The sequence below is a fragment of the Natronoflexus pectinivorans genome, from assembly GCF_004345615.1.
Taxonomy (GTDB): Bacteria; Bacteroidota; Bacteroidia; order Bacteroidales; family Marinilabiliaceae; genus Natronoflexus; species Natronoflexus pectinivorans.
Genome location: NZ_SLWK01000007.1, coordinates 52,879 through 76,517, shown reverse-complemented (window position 1 = coordinate 76,517; position 23,639 = coordinate 52,879). Strand labels below are relative to the sequence as shown.

The 23,639-nt window shown below is 40.8% G+C and carries 20 protein-coding genes; 13 read left to right on the top strand and 7 right to left on the bottom strand.

Going from position 1 to position 23,639, the window contains the following annotated elements:
- Positions 1 to 271 precede the first annotated feature (271 nt).
- The 5 genes from EV194_RS10570 (at position 272) to EV194_RS10550 (ending at position 5,300) form a co-directional block, all read left to right on the top strand.
- Complete coding sequence (locus EV194_RS10570) at positions 272 to 1,354, top strand: DUF1573 domain-containing protein (RefSeq protein ID WP_132434007.1); 1,083 nt, start codon at positions 272 to 274, stop codon at positions 1,352 to 1,354.
- A gap of 68 nt (positions 1,355 to 1,422) precedes the next feature.
- Complete coding sequence (meaB, locus tag EV194_RS10565; protein ID WP_132434006.1) at positions 1,423 to 2,538, top strand: methylmalonyl Co-A mutase-associated GTPase MeaB; 1,116 nt, start codon at positions 1,423 to 1,425, stop codon at positions 2,536 to 2,538.
- Positions 2,539 to 2,605: 67 nt separating this feature from the next.
- The gene (locus tag EV194_RS10560; RefSeq protein ID WP_243699392.1) at positions 2,606 to 3,706 is read left to right on the top strand and encodes a TlpA disulfide reductase family protein; all 1,101 of its coding nucleotides are present in this window, start codon (positions 2,606 to 2,608) and stop codon (positions 3,704 to 3,706) included.
- 98 nt (positions 3,707 to 3,804) lie between these two features.
- Positions 3,805 to 5,004, top strand: a complete 1,200-nt coding sequence (locus tag EV194_RS10555; protein WP_132434005.1) for a M20 metallopeptidase family protein — start codon at positions 3,805 to 3,807, stop codon at positions 5,002 to 5,004.
- 128 nt (positions 5,005 to 5,132) lie between these two features.
- A complete protein-coding gene (locus EV194_RS10550; protein WP_079557985.1) occupies positions 5,133 to 5,300 on the top strand; it encodes a DUF362 domain-containing protein in 168 nt (55 codons plus the stop codon).
- Positions 5,301 to 5,344: 44 nt separating this feature from the next.
- Here EV194_RS10550 and EV194_RS17110 read toward each other — a convergent pair whose 3' ends face one another.
- Genes EV194_RS17110 through gldB form a run of 3 tightly spaced genes read right to left on the bottom strand, consistent with a single transcriptional unit; the run spans position 5,345 to position 7,748 of the window.
- The gene (locus EV194_RS17110) at positions 5,345 to 5,893 is read right to left on the bottom strand and encodes a 5-formyltetrahydrofolate cyclo-ligase (RefSeq protein ID WP_243699391.1); all 549 of its coding nucleotides are present in this window, start codon (positions 5,891 to 5,893) and stop codon (positions 5,345 to 5,347) included.
- A gap of 8 nt (positions 5,894 to 5,901) precedes the next feature.
- Positions 5,902 to 6,687 carry a nitrilase-related carbon-nitrogen hydrolase gene (locus tag EV194_RS17105; protein ID WP_243699390.1) on the bottom strand — a complete coding sequence of 262 codons (786 nt, stop codon included), beginning with the start codon at positions 6,685 to 6,687 and terminating at the stop codon, positions 5,902 to 5,904.
- Positions 6,688 to 6,722: 35 nt separating this feature from the next.
- Positions 6,723 to 7,748: a gliding motility lipoprotein GldB gene (gldB, locus tag EV194_RS10540; RefSeq protein ID WP_132434004.1), complete on the bottom strand. Its 1,026-nt coding sequence runs from the start codon at positions 7,746 to 7,748 to the stop codon at positions 6,723 to 6,725.
- 241 nt (positions 7,749 to 7,989) lie between these two features.
- On the opposite strand from gldB, the gene EV194_RS10535 reads away from it, so the two are divergent.
- The 3 genes from EV194_RS10535 to EV194_RS10525 all read left to right on the top strand — a co-directional run bounded on the left by EV194_RS10535 (position 7,990) and on the right by EV194_RS10525 (position 11,121).
- A complete protein-coding gene (locus tag EV194_RS10535) occupies positions 7,990 to 8,604 on the top strand; it encodes a porin family protein (protein WP_132434003.1) in 615 nt (204 codons plus the stop codon).
- 24 nt (positions 8,605 to 8,628) lie between these two features.
- Positions 8,629 to 10,287, top strand: coding sequence for an NAD+ synthase (locus tag EV194_RS10530; RefSeq protein ID WP_243699389.1), 1,659 nt, complete (start codon positions 8,629 to 8,631; stop codon positions 10,285 to 10,287).
- A 126-nt stretch (positions 10,288 to 10,413) separates the two neighbouring features.
- On the top strand, positions 10,414 to 11,121 hold the full coding sequence (locus EV194_RS10525; RefSeq protein ID WP_132434002.1) for a Crp/Fnr family transcriptional regulator: 708 nt from the start codon (positions 10,414 to 10,416) through the stop codon (positions 11,119 to 11,121).
- Between the two features lie 13 nt (positions 11,122 to 11,134).
- On the opposite strand, the gene EV194_RS10520 is transcribed toward EV194_RS10525, so the two are convergent.
- The gene (locus tag EV194_RS10520) at positions 11,135 to 13,606 is read right to left on the bottom strand and encodes a bifunctional UDP-N-acetylmuramoyl-tripeptide:D-alanyl-D-alanine ligase/alanine racemase (protein WP_243699388.1); all 2,472 of its coding nucleotides are present in this window, start codon (positions 13,604 to 13,606) and stop codon (positions 11,135 to 11,137) included.
- On the bottom strand, positions 13,603 to 14,187 hold the full coding sequence (locus EV194_RS10515) for a thymidine kinase (protein WP_132434001.1): 585 nt from the start codon (positions 14,185 to 14,187) through the stop codon (positions 13,603 to 13,605). The genes EV194_RS10520 and EV194_RS10515 overlap by 4 nt, the downstream gene beginning before the upstream one ends.
- A gap of 92 nt (positions 14,188 to 14,279) precedes the next feature.
- Here EV194_RS10515 and EV194_RS10510 point away from each other — a divergent pair, with 92 nt between their 5' ends.
- The 4 genes from EV194_RS10510 (at position 14,280) to EV194_RS10495 (ending at position 17,664) form a co-directional block, all read left to right on the top strand.
- The gene (locus EV194_RS10510; protein ID WP_132434000.1) at positions 14,280 to 15,059 is read left to right on the top strand and encodes a hypothetical protein; all 780 of its coding nucleotides are present in this window, start codon (positions 14,280 to 14,282) and stop codon (positions 15,057 to 15,059) included.
- A 7-nt stretch (positions 15,060 to 15,066) separates the two neighbouring features.
- The gene (gene rsmI, locus EV194_RS10505) at positions 15,067 to 15,744 is read left to right on the top strand and encodes a 16S rRNA (cytidine(1402)-2'-O)-methyltransferase (protein WP_132433999.1); all 678 of its coding nucleotides are present in this window, start codon (positions 15,067 to 15,069) and stop codon (positions 15,742 to 15,744) included.
- A 26-nt stretch (positions 15,745 to 15,770) separates the two neighbouring features.
- Positions 15,771 to 16,640: a Cbp1 family collagen-binding glycoprotein adhesin gene (locus EV194_RS10500; RefSeq protein WP_132433998.1), complete on the top strand. Its 870-nt coding sequence runs from the start codon at positions 15,771 to 15,773 to the stop codon at positions 16,638 to 16,640.
- 325 nt (positions 16,641 to 16,965) lie between these two features.
- A complete protein-coding gene (locus EV194_RS10495) occupies positions 16,966 to 17,664 on the top strand; it encodes a YjjG family noncanonical pyrimidine nucleotidase (protein WP_132433997.1) in 699 nt (232 codons plus the stop codon).
- Between the two features lie 2 nt (positions 17,665 to 17,666).
- On the opposite strand, the gene dnaB is transcribed toward EV194_RS10495, so the two are convergent.
- Positions 17,667 to 19,211: a replicative DNA helicase gene (gene dnaB, locus EV194_RS10490; protein WP_132433996.1), complete on the bottom strand. Its 1,545-nt coding sequence runs from the start codon at positions 19,209 to 19,211 to the stop codon at positions 17,667 to 17,669.
- Positions 19,212 to 19,380: 169 nt separating this feature from the next.
- On the opposite strand from dnaB, the gene ispE reads away from it, so the two are divergent.
- A complete protein-coding gene (gene ispE / locus EV194_RS10485) occupies positions 19,381 to 20,196 on the top strand; it encodes a 4-(cytidine 5'-diphospho)-2-C-methyl-D-erythritol kinase (RefSeq protein ID WP_132433995.1) in 816 nt (271 codons plus the stop codon).
- Here the strand turns inward: ispE and EV194_RS10480 are convergent.
- A complete protein-coding gene (locus tag EV194_RS10480) occupies positions 20,189 to 23,530 on the bottom strand; it encodes a sensor histidine kinase (protein ID WP_132433994.1) in 3,342 nt (1,113 codons plus the stop codon). The genes ispE and EV194_RS10480 overlap by 8 nt on opposite strands.
- Between the last annotated feature and the right edge of the window lie 109 nt (positions 23,531 to 23,639).

Below are 23,639 nucleotides of genomic sequence, written 5' to 3'. Positions count from 1 at the left end.
ACAGTTTTTATATAAATTTATTACATGCTATTCAAAAACCGAACCACAATTGGCTACACAAAAAACAAAAGCTGCAGCCATCTCATTTTCAAGCTATTTAAAACATTTACACAAATCTTGGAAATCAGCTTCTGGTATAACTTTTGACGTTCACAAAACTGTGTACGAAATAATGATCAGACAGGTTTTCATTTTACGTGTAAAAATTATTTCACTAGTTTTACATAGCTAAAATAGAGCCTGACTAATTGATAAATAAAATCACAGACGAATGAAACAATTTTCAACCATAGTCATTTTAATATTGGCATTTTCAATTACCGGCATGAGCCAACGTTCAAGACCAACTATTCATTTTGAGAATAAAGTTCATGATTTTGGTGAAATTCTTGAAGAAAACGGGGTGGTAAGCCATGTTTTTGAGTTCACCAATAATGGGGAACAACCACTTGTAATTCATAATGTCCGCACATCCTGTGGATGTGCTGCTCCGGAATGGACAAGAACACCAGTTCAACCAAAACGTAAAGGCACTATAAAAATAACATACGACCCACGTAACAGACCCGGTAATTTTAATCAATCCATTACAATTGCCAGCAATGCAGAACAAGGTCAGGAAATACTAAGAATTATTGGCACTGTTACCCAGGGAGCCCGGCCAATTGAAGAGATATACCGGCGGGAGATTGGACCTATACGTCTTAAACACACAAATTTATCTTTCGGAAGAGTACCAAAAGGTACACAAAAAGAAAATTCTGTTGAAATCATAAACACATCACAAAATCCTGTAACCATAACATTTGCAAGAGTACCGGATCATATTACCATGGAGGCAAATCCCCAAAGGCTCCAACCTGGCCAGGAGGGAATCATCAAAGGCACCTTTAATTCCGAAAAAACAGATGAATGGGGATTTGTCAATACGCATATGCAGGTTCTGATTAACGGTGAACAAATAAGCAATAATCGCATCAGCTCCACTGCAACCATTGAGGAGGATTTCTCCTCATGGAATGAAGAAGCACTTGCAAATGCACCAAAAATAGAGTTTAGCCAAACCACATTCGATTTTGGGGAGATAAAGCAGGGAGAAATAATCAACCACTCATTTGTTGTTACAAACTCTGGCAAAAGTGATTTAATTTTACGCCGCGTAAGAACCTCTTGCGGCTGCACAGCATCTAACCCCGACCGCAGCATTATCCCTCCGGGACAATCCACCACGGTTCCGGTAACATTTAATTCACGCGGACGAAATGGAAGACAAAACCAATCCATTACAATTTACACCAACGACCCTGACAGAAGTGCATCAATATTAAGACTTTCGGGTGTTGTAATACAATAAAGGTCAAATATTCGGGATTGGTTAAAATATCCTTTATCTTTGTTTGTCAAAATAATTTTCAACAGAACATGCACCCGGGAAAAGAACACAGTCACATCGAAAACGATCCCAACTATAAAGGACTCATTGTAAACAAAGGAGTTGAACAACCACCATCGGTTAACCCCGATGCAGCCAGACGATTTCTGCAAAAAAGACCACAGGAATTGACTTTGGCACAGTATGTGGACGGAATACTGGCAGGCGACATAACAATTTTGAGTCGTGCCGTAACACTCATTGAAAGTTCTCTTCCCAAACACCAGGAGTTGGCTCAGCAGATTATCCTTAAATGTCTGCCATATTCGGGGAATGCAGTAAGACTTGGTATTACTGGCGTTCCGGGTGCCGGAAAAAGCACCTTTATAGAAGCTCTGGGTCTACACCTAATTGAAAAAGGTGCTAAACTGGCCGTTTTAGCCATCGATCCCAGCAGCGAACGATCAAAAGGGAGCATATTGGGAGACAAAACACGTATGGAAAGCCTCTCATCAACACCCAATGCCTACATAAGACCTTCTCCCTCGGCGGGATCACTGGGAGGTGTAGCCCGAAAAACCAGAGAAACCATTATTCTTTGTGAAGCAGCCGGCTATAACACCATATTTATTGAAACTGTAGGTGTGGGACAGAGTGAAACTGCGGTTCATTCTATGGTCGATTTTTTCCTGTTAATACTGATAGCAGGTGCCGGAGACGAACTCCAGGGAATAAAACGAGGCATTATGGAAATGGCCGACGGAATTGCAGTTAATAAAGCAGATGGCCAAAATATACAAAAAGCACAACTGGCAAAAACACAATATTCCAACGCCCTTCACCTATTCCCTCCCACTCGTTCTGGATGGATTCCACGGGTAGAAACTTGTTCTTCCATCTTGTCAGAAGGCATTGCCAACATATGGGATATGGTGGAAGAGTATTTGCACAAAACAAAAAACAACGGTTATTTCAACACAAACCGTCGGGAACAGGCACAATACTGGATGTATGAATCCATCAACGAGAAACTTAAAAATAATTTTTACCATAATGCGTTAATAAAGAATAAAATTGCCGAAATTGAACCCCTGGTAAACAGCGGACAAATTAGTTCGTTTGAAGCTGCTAGAGAACTGCTTGAATTGTATAATAAACAAGTATAACAATGAATTGAAATGCAGCCTGACTGCATTTTAATAAAACACTTATAATTTAAACAACTTTATTTTTATGATGAAAAATGTTTTTTTTGCACTGGCAACAACCATTATTCTGGCTGCCTGTTCATCCGACAGCTATAAGTTGTCAGGTAAATTTGATGATGTAACCACCGGGACTGTATATTTGAAAAAAATTACAGAGTTTGGTATAGAAGATGTCGATACAACTGAATTGGTTAATGGAGCCTTTACCTTTGAAGGTTCGGTTGAACACCCTGAACTCTACTTAATTTTTCATGGAACCAACAGGGTTCCGGCCGCACTGTTTATAGAAAACACCAACATTACCATAACAGGAAGTACTACTGATATGGAAGCGGTTGAAATTAAAGGTTCACGCCTAAATAACCTTTTCAAAAAATTCAATGATGATATCCCTCATATTGAAAAAGTTGAAAAAATGAGAGAGGAGTTTTTCATGGCTCAAAGCAGCGGTGATCAATCCACAATGGAGAGCATTATGGCCGATATGCAGGTTATTATTGAAGAGCAACAAAATTACTATCGTAATTTTGTGAAAGAGAACAGCAACAACGTAGTTGGCGCCTTCCTTGCCCTAAACATGGCACAAGCTCTTGAAGTGGAAGAGCTGGAAGAGATTCTTGAGAAACTTGAAGCCAATCTTTCCGGTCATCCATACGTAGTTCAACTAAAGGAATTTTTAGCTCCTATGCAAACCCAAAGAGCAGCTGAAGCAGCACTCTCTGTTGGAAATGAAGCACCGGTTTTCACCCTATCCGATATTGAAGGGAACCCTGTAAGCCTTGATCAATACCGCGGAAAATATGTTTTTCTTGATTTCTGGGCAGCATGGTGTCGTCCATGCCGCATGGAAAATCCAATTTTAAAGAGAGCTTATGATCGCTTTGGTGGAGATGAATTTGAAATCGTGAGTGTATCATTGGACGAAACCACTGAAGCATGGAAAAAGGCTGTAGAAGAAGATCAGCTAAACTGGGTTCTTGTACACGACCCCATGGGAAGCGTGGCTCAAACCTATGCAGTTCAATCCATACCTAACACATGGTTGCTTGACAGAGATGGAAACATCATGCATAAACAGTTAAGAGGTGAGGAACTGATTGAAGTATTAGAAGAGCTTCTAAACTAAATCGAATTTGACAATATATTAGAAAAGGTCATCCGTAAAAAATATCGGATGACCTTTTCTTTTTTTGTAAATTTGTCATCAAACAAAATAAAACCTTCATGCATCAATCACTATTGGAAAGAATCCGACAGCTTTCAGATCAGATTTATCTTGAAATAATCAATCATCGTCGATGGCTACACCAAAATCCGGAATTATCTTTCGAAGAAGTCCGGACTTCAGAGTACATAGCCAATGAACTTAACAAACTCAAAATTCCTTTCAAAAAAGGGATTGCCGGTACCGGAATCATTGCAACCATCGAAGGCAAAACCACAAATGGACCGGTGGTTGGTCTCAGAGCCGACATGGATGCTTTGCCCATTCAGGAGAATTCGGGATTGGATTTCAGTTCTCAAAAAGAAGGTGTGATGCATGCGTGTGGACATGATGCACACAGTGCATCATTGTTGGGTGTAGCAAAAATTCTTACGCAAATAAAAGATTCTTGGGAAGGAACCGCCCTACTAATATTTCAGCCAGGCGAAGAGAAATTCCCGGGTGGCGCATCACTAATATTAAAAGAAGGTGCATTAAATAATCCGAAACCAGACATCATAATTGGTCAACATGTTTTGCCGGAAATGGAGAGCGGACACGTTGGGTTTAAACCGGGAATGTATATGGCCTCGGGCGACGAAGTCCACATCACCGTTAAGGGGAAAGGCGGACACGCGGCCATGCCACACACCCTGAACGATACTGTTTTGGCTGCATCGCAAATAGTGGTAGCACTTCAGCAAGTGGTAAGTCGGGTTGTTCCGGCAACAATCCCTACAGTACTATCATTTGGCCAAATTGAAGGGAAAGGCGCTACCAATATCATTCCTGAAACAGTTTATCTTGCGGGAACCCTGAGAACAATGAACGAAGAGTGGCGCGAAATAATAAAAACAAAAATCAGGGAAATTGCCAGCCACACAGCTTCTGCATTTGGGTGCGAATGCAACATTGACATAAAAGATGGTTACCCAATGGTTTTCAACAATGAGTTGGTCACACAAAAGGCATCAGAAATGGCTTCTGTATACCTTGGTCAAGATCAGGTTGAGGAGATGGATACCCGCATGACTGCTGAAGACTTCGGGTACTATAGCCAAGAATACCCCTGTACATTTTACCGTTTTGGAGTGAAACAAAAAGAAGGAATTACCGGTGCTCTGCACACACCGCAGTTTAATTTAAACGAGGAATCTTTAAAAACAGCTTCGGGACTCATGGCATTTATTGCCATCGGCTTCTTAAACACACAATCATGATATTCTGAACGTTAGACCCTAAACACAATTTATAACCTATAAAAATAAACGCTTTTAACGCCAAATGATTTTTTTTAATAAAAAAACCCAATAATTTTGCCTGTAAGTAAATCCTAAAATCTAATAAAATGGCTTACGTTATTAATGAAGATTGCATTGCTTGCGGTTCCTGTTTAGATGAGTGCCCCGTGGATGCCATCGCTGAGGGAGATATTTATGTAATTGATCCTGAAGCTTGCACCGACTGCGGCGCTTGTGCTGATGTTTGTCCTACTGAGGCAATCCATCCCGCATAATAAGCACTGAAATGCATTAAAGAGGCTGCCTTGGGCAGCCTTTTTTATTTGGGGACAATCACAATATCAAGCACCTCATCATGAGGTTCAACCGGCACTTCTTTTACCATCTGAAAACTGAATCCAACCCCAATCTTAACTGCGTTATACAATTTTGGCAGTAATTTATCGTAATAACCCGCTCCTCGTCCCAATCGGTAGCCCAAATGGTCAAAGGCCAGTCCGGGAACCAACACAAGATCAACCTTATCGTAAATCGTAAAAATTTCTGTACGCGGTTCCATTATTCTGTACTTCCCTTGGGGAGCCAGCAAATCCTCACCTTTGAAATATCTTAATTCCAACTTCTCGCCAACCACTTGAGGCAATAAAAAAGTTTTTTCAGGATGCCATTTCAAAATTAAGGGACGTAAATCAATCTCATCAGACAATGGCCAATAAGCCAATATTATTTCTGACTTTGAAAAGACTTCCGTATTCTCAATCGCTTCTACACAAAGCATGCTTTCAGCATGCTTTGTCTCCTGAGTCATCAACCGTTTAAAACCAGCGATATCTTTTCTCAGCGCTCTCTTTTTTTCAACTACTGCCATACTCTGCATCACTGGTTTATTTCGTATACATCTATTCTGCGGTCTTCAAACGCATGGTTCTCTTCTGTTATTTGTTTATCTGTCGATTTCTTAAGATCGACATCAGCCACCAAAGATTGCTCCTTTTTTCTTTTCCCTTGCAGCAAATACTCTCCTGTTGGAGAAACCAACACTGAACGGCCGGTAAATTTCAAACCCCGTTCAGTTCCCACTCGATTGGTGGTGGCAACATAAAATCTGTTGGTAAGTGCATATCCGGGAATGGCAGTCTGGCACCAGGGCAAAACCAAATTGGACGGATGACATACCATTTGAACTCCCTTTAACCCCATTATTCGCCATACTTCAGGAAACATCCAGTCGAAACAGATCAACATCCCAATTTTCCCCAAAGGCGTTTCAAACACAGGTAAACCCAGATTTCCGGGTTCAAAAATATTTTTTTCATTTTTGAAAAGGTGAAGTTTTCGATAAACCCCTATAACACCCTCTTCATTTACCAAAACAGAACTGTTATATAGCTTATCCCCCTCTCGTTCATTAATCCCGCTTACAAACCAGCAACGATGTTTTTGCGCCTGGGACATCAAAAATCTGACGAATTTACTGTCACTAAGCTTTTCAGATAATAAAACAGCCTCTTCGCGCGAAGCAAACGCATAGCCTGAGGAAGCCAACTCTGGTAAAACCCACAAATCGGCACCATCTGATTTTTCGAGAGATTTCTCAATAATCCTGATGTTTTTGTCTATATCTCCTATAACCGGAGCGTATTGTAACAACCCAACCCGCATAGCAAACTTATTCGTGAATGACTGTAATTCAATAATTATGGTCTGTACCTCGCTGCGGCAAAAATCTCATGTCCATTATCCATCTCCATAAGTTCTTGCAAAGTAACATCCGGATTTCTTCTCATAAACGATTGAATGATTCTGTAGCCTATATAATGTCCGGTTCGGCCGGGAGAGTCCTGCCCAAAGAAAAACGTAAACGGACTCTTACCAATATAACGCTGAAGTGTCATCCTGTCCGTGGAGAAGAGATGTTTTTGTTCAACTACAACAGCCCACATATCCTTTTCAAATCTTTTAACCCAAGCCATCTGTTCCTTGGAAAAATCAAACAGCAAGGTGTCAGGAATATCCGGAACCATATGCTTTACAAACCAAAGCAGTTTTCCATTATAAATCATCTGATTGGCCAAATCATCAATGGAATCGTTGTACAAATATCTGCTCATGGCGATCGCTTTCATCACATCCGGCACTACTTTTTCGGTAACTTTGGTACGTCTCAAATACATGGGAACCGATAACCACTCATAAAAAATGCAATCGGCGCCGAGGTATTGCTCAACACTGATTGACAGCCATGTTGAATCAACAACCATATTCTGATTAAATCCGGAGATGTGCAAATAAATATCTGGAACAGGCTCGTCGGGAAAGTAATACAAATAGTATTGAAATGCTTTGGTCAACTCCCGTTTTAACGCATCCTTATCATGAAAAACATGCCGAACTGTATCCAAAACCTCCTGATTGGGCTCATAGTTTAAGAAAAATCTCATATTCTCCACGTAATCAGAATCATCTGGGTGCCCCGCTCCTATCACCCCTAAACTATACGCTTCAAGATACTTTCCATAAGTTTTTTTCAATCGATCCAATTCCAGATGAAAACTGTCGGGATTGATGGAGAACAAATCTTCATAAAATGGAATTAGATTTATATCGACCTCTATGTGATCGACCCTTGGTGGTCGTTCACAGGAACAGGAATTAAACAACAGCACAAAAGCAAGAGGTGAGAGTACCAATAATCGAAACCAAAATGATCGATTTCCAGACATAGTAAATCAGATTAAATTAAAAATATAATTGCAATAATAGAAACATGGCCTTGATTTTGCAATAAAAGCCGGCATAAATCGGTTATATCATTAACAATTATTATTCCCAAAAGATTACATATAAAGCAATTTATTGCTTTATATGTGCCAAAACACACGTTGATTTCATTAAGTTTGTACAAAATTTTGAGAACATTTAGTCATTAACTAAATTACACCTTAACATTCAACACTTTAAGAAATGAAAAAGCTATTTTCTCTATTTATAATTCTGATTTCGATAACCCAACTATCGGCTCAGCACAGTGGCGATTTCAGGTTTTCTTTTGTTCTTACTCCCCAGATATCATGGATGAAATCTGATCATCAGAATGTAGACGACAAAGGTTCCCGAGCCGGATACAATTTTGGGGTGCTCATGGATAGATTTTTTGGCCATAATTACGCATTTGCCACTGGACTCACAATTAACACAACAGGCGGAAAACTTTCGTACGATACCGGGGAAGAGGTTTTCAGCCAACGGTACAACTTGAAATATTTAGAGGTTCCACTGGGATTAAGACTGAGATCAGAAGACATCAGACGAACCAATATTTACGGAAGATTTGGCCTATCGCCTCAGATAAACATCCAGGCACAGGATGGCAACGGAAACAGCATCAGCAGTGAAGTGCGATTCTTCGATTTAGGATACCATCTTGGAGGCGGAATTGAGTATTCTGTTGGTGGACGAAATGCCTTAATGATAGGACTATTATTCAACAACGGATTTACAGATATTACGAATAAATCAGGTTTTAACGATAAATCCATCCTAAACAGATTCGTCTTCGAATTTGGCTTTATCTTCTAATACAGAAAAAATCAGAAAAAGATCATGCAGGCACCAATAAAACTGGCACTTTCGCAACTCAACTACAAAATAGGCGACTTCGACGCCAATAAGGCAAAAATCATTAATGAAATAAAAAAAGCCGCGGAAAACCAAGTTGACCTCATCATCTTTTCCGAGCTGGCCATTTGTGGATACCCACCTTTGGACATGCTAACACGCGAAGAATTTGTCCGGGAAGCCATTGACTGCATGCATGAAATTGCAAAACACTGCCAAACCGTTACTGCAATTGTTGGTGGCCCCTCCATCAATCCGGGATCGAAAGGAAAACAGCTCTTTAATTCCGCCTGGCTTTTAAGTGATGGCGATGCCCGTCCGGTAGTACACAAAACACTTTTGCCTACTTACGATGTATTTGATGAATATCGCTATTTTCAGCCCAACCAGGATTTTAATGTCATAAGTTTTAAAGGACACAGAATTGCCATCACAATTTGTGAAGACATCTGGGATGACCGGCCAATAGAAAATGCCTTTGACAGGAACCATCTATACACCTTGTCGCCCATGCAAAAGCTGGCCGCGTTGCGACCAACTTTTGCCATCAACATTGCCGCATCTCCCTTCTCATATCATCAGCACGAAATCAGGAAACAGGTGGTTTGTAAAAAAGCAGCCCAATATCAGATCCCCGTTTTCTATGTAAACCAAACCGGAGCCAATACAGAACTTATTTTCGATGGAGGCTCCATGGTTATTTCTCCCGCCGGAGATGTAATGCACAGGTTGAGTTTTTTTAAAGAAGAGACCTTTTACACGAACTTTAACGAACCAGCCACTCCCAACAAATCAGAAGAGAAACCTTCAGAAATTGAATTAATTTACCAGGCATTGGTGACAGGTGTTCGGGACTATTTCAACAAAAGTGGTCTGAAAAAGGCCTTGGTAGGATTATCAGGTGGAATTGATTCTGCACTTACTGCAGCCATTGCTGTTGCGGCGTTGGGAAAAGAAAACGTGCATGGCATTTTAATGCCATCACAATATTCCAGCGATCACAGTGTAACTGACGCACGGGATTTGGCTGAAAACCTGGGTATGAGCTACGAAATCATTCCAATTAAAGAGATCGTGAATCAATTTGATTCGGCTTTAGAGAACACTTTTTCTGGAAAAGAAAGTGACTTAGCCGAAGAGAACATCCAGGCCAGGATTCGTGGAACCTTGCTGATGGCATATTCAAACAAGTTTGGGAACATTCTGCTGAACACATCCAACAAAAGTGAGGCGGCAGTTGGTTATGGAACCCTTTATGGCGATATGAACGGCGGCCTTAGTGTTTTAGGCGATGTATATAAAACTCGTGTATTCGAAATGTGCCGGTTTCTGAACCGATATGGAGAAATAATCCCCGAAAACACCATCACTAAACCACCGTCGGCAGAGTTGCGACCCGACCAAAAAGACTCCGATTCACTGCCTGAATACAATCTGCTGGATGCCATTCTGTTCCGATACATTGAACAGAATAGGTCGGCGAAAGAGATTGTTTCCGAAGGTTTTGACCAGGACACGGTTTTGAAAACAATACAGATGGTTAACCGTAATGAACATAAACGGTTTCAGGCACCACCGGTTTTACGTGTTTCCGGCAAAGCATTTGGCTTTGGCCGAAGAATACCACTGGTGGCAAGATATTAATCCAACCAAACGAACATTTTGGTCATATTTTTAACCATTTCGTTCCATTAGCTTCTATTTATTTGAATTCATTCTGTTTTTTTGTTAATTTTGGTGTTTTAGAACAGTGTTTTAGAACACAGGGGTATGACAGCAACAAAAAAAGCGGGAACAAATGACCCGTCAATTAAAGATATACAGTTAATTTTCAGCGTTCTGACCGACGCTGAAAAAGAGTATCTGGAAAAAAACCACAGAACGGTCAAGTACCGCAAAAACCAAATCATATACCAGGAGGGTGAAATGCCAACCGGGTTGCTTTGCCTCGGATCAGGAAAAGTTAAAATTTTTAAGGAAGGCGTTGGTGGACGCGACCAGATTGTGAGATTGGCAAAAGCACCTGGCCTGATCGGATATAGAGCTCTCTTTGCTGGTGAGAACCATGTGGCCTCTGCAGTGGTAATTGAACCCTGCACCATTTTTCACATCAACAAGGAAGTTGTTGACAACCTAATGGCCAGCAACAACAAACTCTGCATCAACATCATCAAATCCTTTGCCTCGGAGCTTGGATTTTCGCGTTTCAGGACAGTTACACTCACTCAAAAACACATCAGGGGTCGATTGGCGGAAAGTCTGATGCTGCTGAAAGAGATCTACGGTTACGAAGAAGATGGCTGCACGCTCAATATTTATTTATCCCGTGAGGATTTGGCCAATTTCTCCAACATGACCACTTCAAATGCCATCCGCACACTCACAACCTTTATGAAAGAGAAGCTGATTGCAGTTGATGGCCGCATCATTAAAATTCTGGATGAAGATATGCTGGAGAGAATATCGAGGCTGGGATAATTAAGAGCCTGGTTTATTCTTTAAAATAAACTCTCTTAACACGCTGACTGATGCTGGTTAAAACTTCGTAAGGAATGGTGTCCAGTATTTCGGCCATCTGTGTTAAAGGATGCTCATCGCCAAAAACAACTACCTCTTCACCTTCTGGTAAATCCATTCCCGAAACATCAATCATACACATGTCCATACAAATATTCCCAACTATAGGACAAAGTTTACCACGTACTAAAACCTGACCTACACCGTTGCTCAGACGTCTGTTTAAACCATCGGCATACCCAATTGGCAAAACGGCAATTTTGCCATTTGCTGAAACACTTCCACGCCGACTGTATCCGATGGTTTCACCGGCTTTTACCGTTTTAATCTGCGAAATATAAGTTTTGAGTGTAACCACATTCAATAAAGGATTTTCAGGCAGACTGCTCACGCCGTACAAACCAATTCCCAAACGTACCATATCAAACTGATACTGCGGAAAACGTTCAATGCCGGCAGAGTTGAGCGCATGTCGCCAAACCGCATATCCCAAACCCTTCTCAATGATGTCAGCAAAATTGGTAAACCGGCCAATTTGCTGGGATGTAAAGGCATCATGAACAGAATCGTCGGTTCCGGCCAAATGGGTAAACACCGATAAAACCCTAACGTTGATCCTTTTCTTTAAATATACAACCAACTCTTCGGCATCTTCGGGGTAAAATCCCAATCGATACATTCCTGTATCCACCTTTAAGTGAATTCCGGCCTCCCCTTCACCGCTTTTTGCCATGTGTTGGCAAAAAGCTTCCAGTAGGCGAAATCCATATATTTCAGGCTCCAGCTTATACTGAAGCATCTGGTTAAAACTCTTCACCTCAGGACTCATGACCATAATCGGTGTTTGAATCCCTGCTTTTCGTAATTCCATCCCTTCATCGGCGAAAGCCACACCCAGATAATCGACCTTATGGTGTTGCAAAGCCGAAGCAATTTCAAAAGCTCCACTTCCGTAACCGGATGCCTTTACCATGGCAAGAATCCTTGTTTGAGGATTTACGCCACTCTTAAACGTTTTGAAATTATGAATGAGAGCGTTGAGGTTGATTTCCAAGCAGGTACTGTGCTGTTTTTGCTCAAGTTGTTCACTGATTCTTTCAAACTCAAATGCTCTGGCGCCTTTTATCAGGATGGCCTCGTTGCGGAATGAAAGGCGGGGGATGGCAGCAAGCAGCTCTTCAGTGGTTTTGAAGAATGTATCGCTCGCACGAAAACAGGATGCATATCCGGATATTTCGCTCCCCACCCCTATGAGACGCTCAACTCCACGGATTTTGATTAAATCTGCAATACGTGGATAAAGAATCCCAGGTTCTATACCTGTTTGTAATAAATCTGACAAAATCAGGATGCGTTGTCGTCCCTTTTTACGACCCTGTTGCTCCAGAAAATCAAGTGCCACCTCCAGCGATGTAAAGTCAGAGTTATAACTGTCGTTAATGATTAGAGAACCGTCGAGTCCTTCAATCTGCTCCATTCGCATGGCAACTGGTTGCAAATGCAACATGGAACGGCTGATGGCATCAAAACCTAACCCTTTATAAAGCATCAGCAAAATGACCGGCAAAGCATTTTCCCGGCTTATTTTATCAGGAAATGGCAGAGATACACTAAAAGATTTTTTCTGCCATTGGAGAGTCATTTGCAACTTTCCGTTTTCTGCTTCGCTGGATAATAACCGAAGATTTGAATCGGGATGAACGCCCCAAGTCAACTTCTTCTTTTGGGGATATAACTTCATGATGGCATGATGAATCAATTCATCATCCAGTTTGTAGAAAACAGTATCAACTTCTTTGAAAAGAGCCAGCTTTTCCATTAATTTTTCGTCCATTGACGAAAAATTTTCCTGGTGAGCTGCTCCAATATTGGTAATGAGTCCTAAAGTGGGTTTCAGAATCTCTCTCAAAGCTTCCATTTCACCAGGTTTACTGATGCCCGCTTCAAAAATCCCCAATTCACTCTCATCATTTAATTGCCATACCGATAAGGGCACTCCAATCTGACTGTTAAAACTTCGTGGCGAACGAGTCACTTTTACAGAATCCCCTAAAACCTGACCCAACCACTCCTTTACAATGGTTTTCCCGTTACTTCCGGTAATGGCAAGCACCGGCAAGTTAAAAACCGAACGGTGATTGGCTGCCACTCGCTGTAATGCCTGTAGAGAATTATCCACAACTATGAATGAAGCATCGGTCATTTCCACAGGGATTACAAAATCCTTTTCAACAACAAAAGCTCTCACTCCTCGTTGGTATAGAGTATTTACAAAGGCACCGCCATTTAAATGGCTGCTTTTAATTGCAAAAAAGAGAACTCCTGGCGAGTTAAAAACGAGGCGGCTGTCGTATGCCAATTTGGTCACCACTGTGGTGATGTTTCCAAATAGTCGTCCGGATGCCATTTGAGCGATTTGTTGTATGGAGTATGAAGTCAACGTCATTTGTTTCGGTTTAACTGATGGTAGCAACTGCGGCAAACGGCTTCGTATGCTTCGGCGGCGCCTACTTCCACCAGTTTATCGCTGGCTTTAAACCTGTAGGAAAAATGTGCCAAATCGCCACATTGCATGCATATGGCATGAACTTTAGTTACGTACTCGGCACAGGCCATTATGCCGGGCATAGGACCAAAAGGTTTTCCTTTGAAATCCATATCCAGTCCCGCAATAATTACACGTACTCCCTGACTGGCCAATGTGTTGCAAACATCAACCAAACCATTATCAAAAAATTGTGCTTCATCAATCCCAATCACATCGGTATTACCACTTAATAAAAGAATATTTCCGGAACTCTCAACAGGTGTACAACGAATGCTGTTGGCATCGTGAGACACAACTTCTTCTTCGCTGTATCGCCTGTCAACTAAAGGCTTAAAAATCTCTACATTTTGTCGCGCAATACGAGCACGACGCAATCGGCGTAACAACTCCTCTGTTTTTCCTGAGAACATGGAGCCACAAATGACTTCGATCCATCCATGCCGCTTATTCCTGTTATTTTGACGGTTTTCGAGAAACATCTGATTTGAAATATTGTTAAGAATAGTAGATTCACAAAAATTCAATTACTACCTTTGCAAAGGTAAAGAAAAATGATTGTCAACAAGATAATATGGAAAAAGAAGCACTGCTTAAAATAATTCTTCAGGACATAAAGGAGCTGGAAACATTGCTGAATACCTTTTCCGGAAAAGAGGAAGTCCCTGCTGTATACATACAATTAGCAAAGAGTAAAACCAAAGGAATACTGGATGAAATTGCACTTTTTGAAGGACTTAATGCGCCTCAAAAAACAGATCTGCCAATACCTCCGCAACCCGCTCCTGTAAAAGAAGAACCCAAACCAATGAAAGAGGAAAATCCTGTGCTGGAAATCATCAACGAACCTGCAGAGGAAGAGAAAACAGTTCCATCTCCGGAGCCTGAAATCCAACATGAAGAAAAAGCCTCACCACCTGCACCCACCCCAGAAAAAACTAAAACACCCGAACCCGCTCCTAAATCGGTTGAAGCTACCAAACAGGAAACGGCAAAAGCAACACAGAAAAATGAGCCAACAACACAAGGAACTGTTCTTGGTGAAATATTGGGTAAAGACAAACAATCCTTTAATGAGAAATTGGGTACCGGTCACGATTCCGTCTCAATTCCAAAATTTCAACAACCAATTGCCGATTTGCGTAAGGCAATAGGCATAAACGACCGGTTTTTCTTCCAAAGAGAACTGTTCGGGAACAACTCCGAACTGTTTAACCAAACCATTGATCAGATCAATCAAATGGCCACATTTGAATCTGCTGTCTCCTTTTTATCCGGAAACTTTAACTGGGATCAAAACAATGAAGCAGTGGTGTCTTTTAAAGAACTGATAAAAAGAAGATTCCCCAAATAATCCTATAATGGGCAAATTAATTCTCGTACCTACTCCCATCGGCAATCTGGAAGATATTACTCTCCGGGCTTTACGTGTTTTAAAGGAAGCCGACTTCATTCTTGCGGAAGATACACGCACAACAGGAATGCTTCTTAAGCACTACCAGATTGAGAGTAAAATGTTTTCCCATCATAAATTCAATGAACACAATACTGTAGAAAAAATTACACAACGCATCAAAGGCGGAGAGACTGCTGCAATGGTCTCAGATGCTGGAACACCAGGCATTTCCGACCCCGGCTACCTCCTGGTAAATCATTGCATAACCAATGGCATAGAAGTTGAATGCTTACCAGGAGCAACGGCGCTTATCCCTGCCATCGTGATGGCAGGATTACCAAACGACAGGTTTTGCTTTGAAGGATTCCTTCCTCCAAAAAAAGGACGCCAAAAAAAACTAACGGCACTTCAGCAGGAGGAAAGAACCATGGTGTTTTATGAATCACCACACCGATTGGTAAAAACGCTTAATCAATCTGCCGAGTTTTTTGGATTGGAAAGAAAAGCAGCTGTATGCAGAGAGTTGTCAAAATTTTATGAAGAAATTAAACGAGGAAGCCTGGAAGAATTAATAAAATATTATACCGATCATCCTCCCAAGGGGGAGATCGTGCTGGTCATTGAAGGAAACAGAGAACTATAAAAATTTACACCCATAAATCTAAGAATATGAGAAATTTAATTTTACTCATGCTGGTGCCATTCTTATGGCAATGCACATCGGGGCCGTCCCGTACCGAGCTGATGCAGATGAACGACTCTCTTTTGGTTGAAACAGCCAAAAAAGAGATCCAATTAAACCAGTTGGTTGAGACACTCGGTGATATTGATGAAAACCTTCGTCTGATTAAAGAGAAGGAACAAATTATATCGGTTCAGGCTGAATCCGGAGATATGCGTGGCCGCACCGGTGAACAAATTAACGAGGACATTCAACTCATATATGAGTTGATGGTTCAAAACAAGGATCGTATTCAGGAACTTGAAGCGCAACTCAGAAACTCAGGTGTTGAGAACAATAGAGTAAACCGTCTGATTGCCGGATTAAATGAGCAACTTCAGGAAAAATCAGCACAAATTGTTCTGCTTCAGGAGCAACTTCAGCAAAGAGAACTTGTAATTGACCACCTGAATCTGGAGATCATGGATCTCAGTTTCGAGATGGACTCCATCCGCAAGGCCAATGAATCAACGCGTCAAGAACTCGACCAGACAACGGATTATTATAACCGCGCATGGTACACCATGGGAACGCGTCGTGAACTTCGAAATCAAAACATATTAACCCGTGAAGGATTCCTGTTTTTTGGAAGCACCAGAATACTGAAAGAAGATTTTGATAAAAGTTATTTCCAGCAAATAGACATCAGGGAAAAAGATACAATACAGCTTTATACTTCAAAAGCTGAAGTGCTTTCCAATCATCCCTCAGGGTCATTCCAACTGGTTACCGGAGAGGAAGGAAATCTGATTTTAGTAATAGAAGATCCGGAACTTTTCTGGAGTATAACGCGTTATCTGGTCATTCAGGTAAATTAGCACAGGAGTTTTAGAGGCTGTTTAAAATTTGTATCGAATAGGCAAAAAGATCTTTAGATATTAGATTTTTAGACAGATAGACAAGACTATAAAGAGAATCAGATCGTTCTAATTATCTTTTTCATGTGTCTAAAATTTGTATTTTAAGGTCACATGAAACTCGCCATCATAGTCATTCTTACTTCGACAGAGCTCAGTACTTTGCCTGTGTGAGAAGGTTTTCTCATGGCTCGTTTCATCTATTCTATCTGTCTATAATCTATGGATCTTCGCATCTATTAAATTCTTTGGAAACTAAACTTAAACAGTTACATAATAAATAATAATGTACATTCAGCAGTATCAGCATCTTTTTTTTGATCTTGATCACACCCTTTGGGACTTTAATACAAACGAAAAACATACACTGTCAGAGTTGTTTATCCGGTACAAACTGGATAAACACTTTGACAGTTTTGACATTTTTTTCAACACCTACGAGCCAATAAATGCCGATTTATGGCTTAAATACAGACATGGAGAAATCAGAAAACCGGAAGTTGCCATAGGGCGGTTTCATAAGACATTTTTAACCTCCGGACTTGACGATTTTGAAAGGGCACGAAAATTCTCTTTTGATTTTGTGGCGGAAAACTCTAAAAAAACAGCACTTATTCCCGGTGCCATTGAGCTTTTGGAGTATCTGCATCCAAAATACAATCTACACATCATTACCAACGGATTCGTAGAGGCACAGCATGTTAAGATGGAAAAGAGCGGACTAAAACCCTTTTTTCAAAAAATATTTATTTCGGAAGAGATCGGTGCACAAAAACCTAAACAAGAATTCTTTGAACATGCCATACGAAGCTGCAACGCAAAGAAAAAAGAGAGTCTGATAATAGGCGACAGCCTTGAAACCGACATCGCCGGAGCCAAAAACTTCGGATTGGATCACGTATATTTTAACCCTGCTGCAACACCTCATAATGAGGTGGTTTTTATGGAGATCAGATCGCTGAAGGAGTTGTTGGATTGTTTGTAAAGTTAAAACTCAGCATCCCTTTCAAAATTACCACCAAAGCCAAAGTCGGGTTTGGAGCCGGGAGCAGGACTACCTGTGGAGATGGTTTCATTCATTTTTGAACTGAACACCTGCATAGAATCTGATTCCCCCCCATATCCTCCACCAAATCCATCAACATCCACATCCTCAAATCGAATCACCTCCGGACGGAATCTCAAACGAACATCACCTGTGGCTCCGTTACGATGCTTGGCAATTATAATTTCGGCCATTCCGATTAGTGAGTTACCATTTTCATCCTCGGTAATTTTATAATACTCGGGTCGGTGGATGAAAAGAACCATATCCGCATCCTGTTCAATGGCTCCGGACTCCCGAAGATCAGAAAGTTGCGGACGTTTCCCCTCCCCTGTTCGACTTTCTACCCCCCTGTTTAACTGAGAAAGTGCAAGAATTGGAACATTTAACTCCTTGGCCAGACCTTTTAATGAACGGGAAATCATACTCACTTCTTCCTGACGGTTACCGGGGTTCATGCCGCTGGCATTCATCAACTGAAGATAATCAATGATAATGATTTTCAGATCATGCTGCTTCTTTAACCTGCGGCACTTTGCTCTCAGTTCAAATACTGATAAACCAGCTGTGTCATCCACAAATATGGGTGCATCTACCAGAGATTTAATTTTATGATCCAATTGCTCCCATTCGTATGGTTCAAGTTTCCCTGTTTTAATTTTCTCAGCAGCCAATTCAGTTTCTGCTACTATTAAACGATTAACAAGCTGAACATTTGACATCTCAAGAGAAAACACAGCCACGGCCTGATTATATTTCACCGCCATATTTCGTGCCATCGACAAAACAAATGCAGTTTTTCCCATGGCAGGACGTGCAGCAATTACAACCATATCGGAATTTTGCCAACCTGATGTCATTCTGTCAAGTTCTGTAAATCCACTGGGAACACCACTCAAACCATCTGTCCGCTTACTGGCCACCTGAATCATCTCAATGGCTTCATTAATCACCGGACTAATTTGCGTTGCATCACGCTTCATACTTCCTTGTGAAAGCATAAAAAGTGAATTTTCCGCCTCTTCCAGCAAATCATTCACATCCTCCGACTCATCAAACGCCTTGGTTTGGATAACTCCTGAAATGCGTATCATTTCACGTTGCAGATATTTCTGGTAAATGATGCGCGAATGGTACTCTATATGAGCCGCAGAGGCAACTCTTCCGGTAAGCTGGGTGATATAAAAAGCTCCACCCACCTCTTCCAGTTTTGCCATTCGACGTAACTCTTCGGTAACAGTAAGCAAATCGGCCGGTTCCTGGCGGGCAAAAAGGCTGGTTATGGCCTCATAAATATGTTGATGCGCTTCCTTATAGAAGCACTCAGTCTTTAATATTTCTGACACATTGGTAAATGCATCTTTTTCAAGAAGCATGGCTCCCAATACGGCTTCTTCGAGTTCAATGGCCTGTGGTGGCATTTTCCCCACACCAAAATCCATCGGTTCCGGGGACTTCTTTCTGTTATTATATCGTTTCTCGGCCATTGATAAAATTATTTTTTGAAAAGGATACAAAGGTATAAAAAAGTGGGTGTGCTTGAAAGCCATTTAAAGGATTCATATTAACAACTATCAAACAGAGTTATTAACAATCCATTCATTTGCATTAAAATTAACTACTTTTGTTCTTTGATGTGATATAAAAATCTTCGGCATGATCGTATTTCCCAATGCTAAAATAAATCTGGGTTTGAACATCGTTTCCAAAAGAAACGATGGTTATCACAATTTGGAAACCGTCTTTTTTCCTGTAAAGAAATGGAATGATGTTCTGGAAGTCATTCCATCAACTGAAAACTCTGACGAATTTTCGGTTTCCGGGCTAAATATTGATGGCTCCTCCGACAACAACCTTTGCATGAAGGCCTTGACACACATGCGCCAACACACATCAATTCCTCCGCTTAAGATCCACCTTCACAAAGTGATTCCTTTTGGAGCCGGTCTTGGAGGAGGCTCAGCAGATGCTGCTTTCATGCTGAAACTGCTAAACGAGCAGTTTCAAAAAAACTTCTCTTCTTCTGATCTGGAAAAGATGGCTGCCACGTTGGGAGCCGATTGTCCTGTTTTTATTAAAAACCAGGCTGTCATGGCAAGAGGAATAGGCAATGAATTCTCAGGTATTTCACTTCAATTAAAAAGCCTTTGGCTTTTAATTGTTGCGCCGGGCATTCATGTGTCAACTGCCGAAGCATATGGCGGAATTATCCCAAAATCACCATCCATGCCAATAAATGAAATCTTAACCAAGCCTATTAAAGAGTGGAGAAAATTTCTCAAAAACGACTTTGAGGATACTGTATTTCAAAAACATCCTGCTATAGCCGAAATAAAAGAAAATTTCTACCGAAATGGAGCCATATATGCTTCCATGTCGGGAAGCGGTTCTGCGGTTTACGGATTATTCAAAGATAAACCTGAAATCACCTGGTCATCTACATATGTAACTCATCTGGAGGAAATCAGCTAATTTTTTTCACTCCTCTCGGGAGTGAAAAACCAAAGCTACTGCCTAATCCTGGTTTACTCTCAATCAGCAATTTACCTCCATTTTTCTGAATAAACTCATTACACAAAACCAAACCTAAACCAGAGCCTTTCTCGCCTTCGGTTCCTTTTGTGCTGGAAGAGGCTCCCAGTGTCAGAATTTGTTCTATATCAGAAGAACCCATTCCTACTCCCGTATCCTTTATATATATAAATACACGATCATTGATCTCCTCCGATGACACAGAAATCTTTCCACCCCTTGGCGTAAACTTCACAGCGTTAATTAATAAATTGCGAACCACCGTTCGCATCATATTGATGTCGGCGAACACCGGAAGATTTTGATATTCCGAAACATCAACCTCAATCTCTTTCTTTTTTGCACCATCATCAATCAAAATGAAATTTTCGTTCACAATATCATTTAAATCTGTATGAACAGGAGAAAATTGTATGTCGTTGGTCTGAGTACGCGCCCAATAAAGCAGGTTCTCCAACAGGTTAAACACCACCAAAGATGAATCATGAATAATTCGGGCATGCTCCCTCACCTGCTCTCTGTCATCCTGATCACTGAATTCAGAAAGAAGTGATGAGAATCCTAGAATGGTGTTGAAAGGAGACCTTAAATCGTGTGCAATAATTGAAAAGAGCTTATCCTTGGTGTTGATCAGTTTAATTAACTCCCTGTTGCTTTTTTGCAGATGGTCAGCCTGACTCTCCAGTTCTTCACGCTGATCTGTTATTAGTTTTTGCCGTTCCTCAAGAATCTTGTTAATCCGGTTCAACTCTGTTGCCCGATGCTTTAATTCTCGATTGCTTTTTCGCAATTTCCGCGTTTGCTCTGAAACTATACGAGCTAATCTTTTTTTCTGCTTTATTAAATTCGCTGTACGTATTCGAAATATTGAGAAGATAAGGATTAAAATCACCAATGTGATAGCAGTATAAAACCAAATGGTTTTATACCAGGGAGGCAGAACTCTAACTTTTACTGAAATACCTTCTTCATTCCATATTCCGTCATTATTTGCAGCCTTTACACGAAAAACATACCTTCCCGGACTGAGATTGGTGTATGACACCTGGCGTCGTGCACCAATATAAACCCACCCATCATCAAAACCTTCCATCATAACAGCATATTCATTGCGATGGGAGTTAATCATATTAAGCGCAACAAACTCGAAACTAAAAAAATTCTGATTGTGGTCAAGAACTATTTCGTCCACCCAATTGATCTCTTTATTGAGAACAGAACTCGACTCATAGTCTGAAACTTCCCTGTTAAACAACAAAAATCTCGAGAATCTCAATTCCGGAGGAGAGGTATTATAGTGAAGATTATCCGGATTAAATGCGTTGACCCCGCCACTTCCGGCGAAAAAGAGAATATCTTCACCATTAAAATAAGAAGCATTATTATTAAACCCGGGACCCTGTATCCCATCATTTTCATCAAAATGGAACAAATCACCGGTTTCTGGATTGTATCGGTGTAAACCAAAGAGAGTCCCAACCCACAATTCTCCATTCTGATCTTCTTCAATGCTTGTAATATAACTATTTCTGAAATTCTGGTCACGCCGGATAAAGGTTTCATTAGTTTCATCAAAACGGAACAATCCGTTATTTGTGCCAATCCAAATGGTGCCATTACCCGACTCCAGTATGGTGATTACCTGATTTCCATGTATTGCTTCGGGATTTCCGGGTTCTGCATAAAAGTTTCGGAATTCTTGAGATTCTATATCCACAATACATAAACCATAAGCTGTCCCAACCCAAAGCTTATCATCTCGGTCAACCATTAAGTAGTGAATCCAATCGGAATTTAGAGCACTGTTCAACTCATTATATACCACAAACTTATTATCTTCTACTAAAAACTGATTAACACCTCCTCCATGGGTTCCAATCCAGAGGTTTCCCTTCGAGTCTTCAGCGATTGCTCTTACATCATTGTTACTTAAGCTGCTGTTGGTTCCATCTGCTCTCCATGCCTCAAACCGGTTGTTGCTTTCATCATACAAATGTAACCCGCCATTGTGGGTTCCCAGCCACATCCGGGATTTGGAGTCCTGAAAAATAGATAAAACACTTCCTCGTCCAATCTGACCGGGAATGTTTTCTGTAGAAGGATACCAAATAATTTCACCGCTTCCCCAATTAAAAACTGTAAGTCCACCACTAAATCCGCCAAGCCACAAATTGCCATAAACATCTTCATGAACAGCACTGATGTTGCTTTGTCGTACATGCCAATAGTAATAATCACTCTCGTTATACAATTGAAATCCTCTGGCAACAGAACTCGCATATACTCCCTCGCCATTATAATAAGTGTAATAATTTCCTTGAGTATCCTGAAAAACACCATTAAGGTTTGGTCTGATTGATCCGGACATATTAGAATCATGATAATACCCATGGAAACGGTCTTCCTCTTCCACGTATACCTTCATTCCGCTATAATCTACCGACCACAATTTACCCGTTGCATCAGTAAAAAATCGGGTAACAAACCTCTCCGAAGTGTCATGGAAATAGTTTTGAATAGCTCCTGTCTCTCTATCTACACGAGCAATTCCGCCGTGCTCAATTCCTACCCATAGAAACTGATCATCAACTTCAAGATCTATTACTGAGATCTGTTCCCGGTTTGGATGAAGAGTAGCTTCCAAAACAAATAACGGTGCATCTGATTCATAGTCCGAGTAATATGAAACTCCTCCAGAGTTATAATGCCCAATCCAAATTCCCCCTTGTTTGTCGAAAGCATAAGAATAAATATAACCTAAATCGGTTGATAGGAGATGTTGAAAGCTCTTTGTTGCGTCATCAAAGTAGAATAAATCATTACCTGTGCAGAGTGTAAGCCGCCCATACAAATCAATCTCCATATGATTAAAGTAAAATTCTTCCAATCCAGCCGGCTGATGAGGACTCGCTACTATATCGAAACGATCATACTCTCGGTTGTAAACCGATATTACGTCAGAAGATACAACCCACACCCTGCTGGCCGAATCAACCAACAAATGTTCAATCTGATTACCTGCCAAACCAGCGTTCAATTGATTGTCAACAGCCCGATAAACCCGTATTTCATGACCATCGAACCGATTTAAGCCATCCCTTGTTCCTATCCAAACGTACCCGTCATCGTCCTGAGCCATATGTGTTACATAATGGCTTGAAAGATTTACGTAGTCGGGTAATCGCTTAAAATACAGATCGGGATATTGAGCAAAACCAATTCGGACACTCAACACCAAACAAATAACTACCGCACTTTTGAGTAATCTTTTCACATCTCTCCTTTAATCATTAATGTATTGTACGTGATCAAGTGAAAAAATGTTATCATTTTCTAAATCTTTACCAATTCATAATCAAACCCTAATCATGCATAAATATAAA

Bases quoted from the DNA above. Each gene is read 5' to 3' on its own strand.
- EV194_RS10570 (WP_132434007.1), top strand. From the start codon at position 272: ATGAAACAATTTTCAACCATAGTCATTTTAATATTGGCATTTTCAATT.
- meaB (WP_132434006.1), top strand. From the start codon at position 1,423: ATGCACCCGGGAAAAGAACACAGTCACATCGAAAACGATCCCAACTAT.
- EV194_RS10560 (WP_243699392.1), top strand. From the start codon at position 2,606: ATGATGAAAAATGTTTTTTTTGCACTGGCAACAACCATTATTCTGGCT.
- EV194_RS10555 (WP_132434005.1), top strand. From the start codon at position 3,805: ATGCATCAATCACTATTGGAAAGAATCCGACAGCTTTCAGATCAGATT.
- EV194_RS10550 (WP_079557985.1), top strand. From the start codon at position 5,133: ATGGCTTACGTTATTAATGAAGATTGCATTGCTTGCGGTTCCTGTTTA.
- EV194_RS17110 (WP_243699391.1), bottom strand. From the start codon at position 5,893: ATGGCAGTAGTTGAAAAAAAGAGAGCGCTGAGAAAAGATATCGCTGGT.
- EV194_RS17105 (WP_243699390.1), bottom strand. From the start codon at position 6,687: ATGCGGGTTGGGTTGTTACAATACGCTCCGGTTATAGGAGATATAGAC.
- gldB (WP_132434004.1), bottom strand. From the start codon at position 7,748: ATGTCTGGAAATCGATCATTTTGGTTTCGATTATTGGTACTCTCACCT.
- EV194_RS10535 (WP_132434003.1), top strand. From the start codon at position 7,990: ATGAAAAAGCTATTTTCTCTATTTATAATTCTGATTTCGATAACCCAA.
- EV194_RS10530 (WP_243699389.1), top strand. From the start codon at position 8,629: ATGCAGGCACCAATAAAACTGGCACTTTCGCAACTCAACTACAAAATA.
- EV194_RS10525 (WP_132434002.1), top strand. From the start codon at position 10,414: ATGACAGCAACAAAAAAAGCGGGAACAAATGACCCGTCAATTAAAGAT.
- EV194_RS10520 (WP_243699388.1), bottom strand. From the start codon at position 13,606: ATGACGTTGACTTCATACTCCATACAACAAATCGCTCAAATGGCATCC.
- EV194_RS10515 (WP_132434001.1), bottom strand. From the start codon at position 14,187: ATGTTTCTCGAAAACCGTCAAAATAACAGGAATAAGCGGCATGGATGG.
- EV194_RS10510 (WP_132434000.1), top strand. From the start codon at position 14,280: ATGGAAAAAGAAGCACTGCTTAAAATAATTCTTCAGGACATAAAGGAG.
- rsmI (WP_132433999.1), top strand. From the start codon at position 15,067: ATGGGCAAATTAATTCTCGTACCTACTCCCATCGGCAATCTGGAAGAT.
- EV194_RS10500 (WP_132433998.1), top strand. From the start codon at position 15,771: ATGAGAAATTTAATTTTACTCATGCTGGTGCCATTCTTATGGCAATGC.
- EV194_RS10495 (WP_132433997.1), top strand. From the start codon at position 16,966: ATGTACATTCAGCAGTATCAGCATCTTTTTTTTGATCTTGATCACACC.
- dnaB (WP_132433996.1), bottom strand. From the start codon at position 19,211: ATGGCCGAGAAACGATATAATAACAGAAAGAAGTCCCCGGAACCGATG.
- ispE (WP_132433995.1), top strand. From the start codon at position 19,381: ATGATCGTATTTCCCAATGCTAAAATAAATCTGGGTTTGAACATCGTT.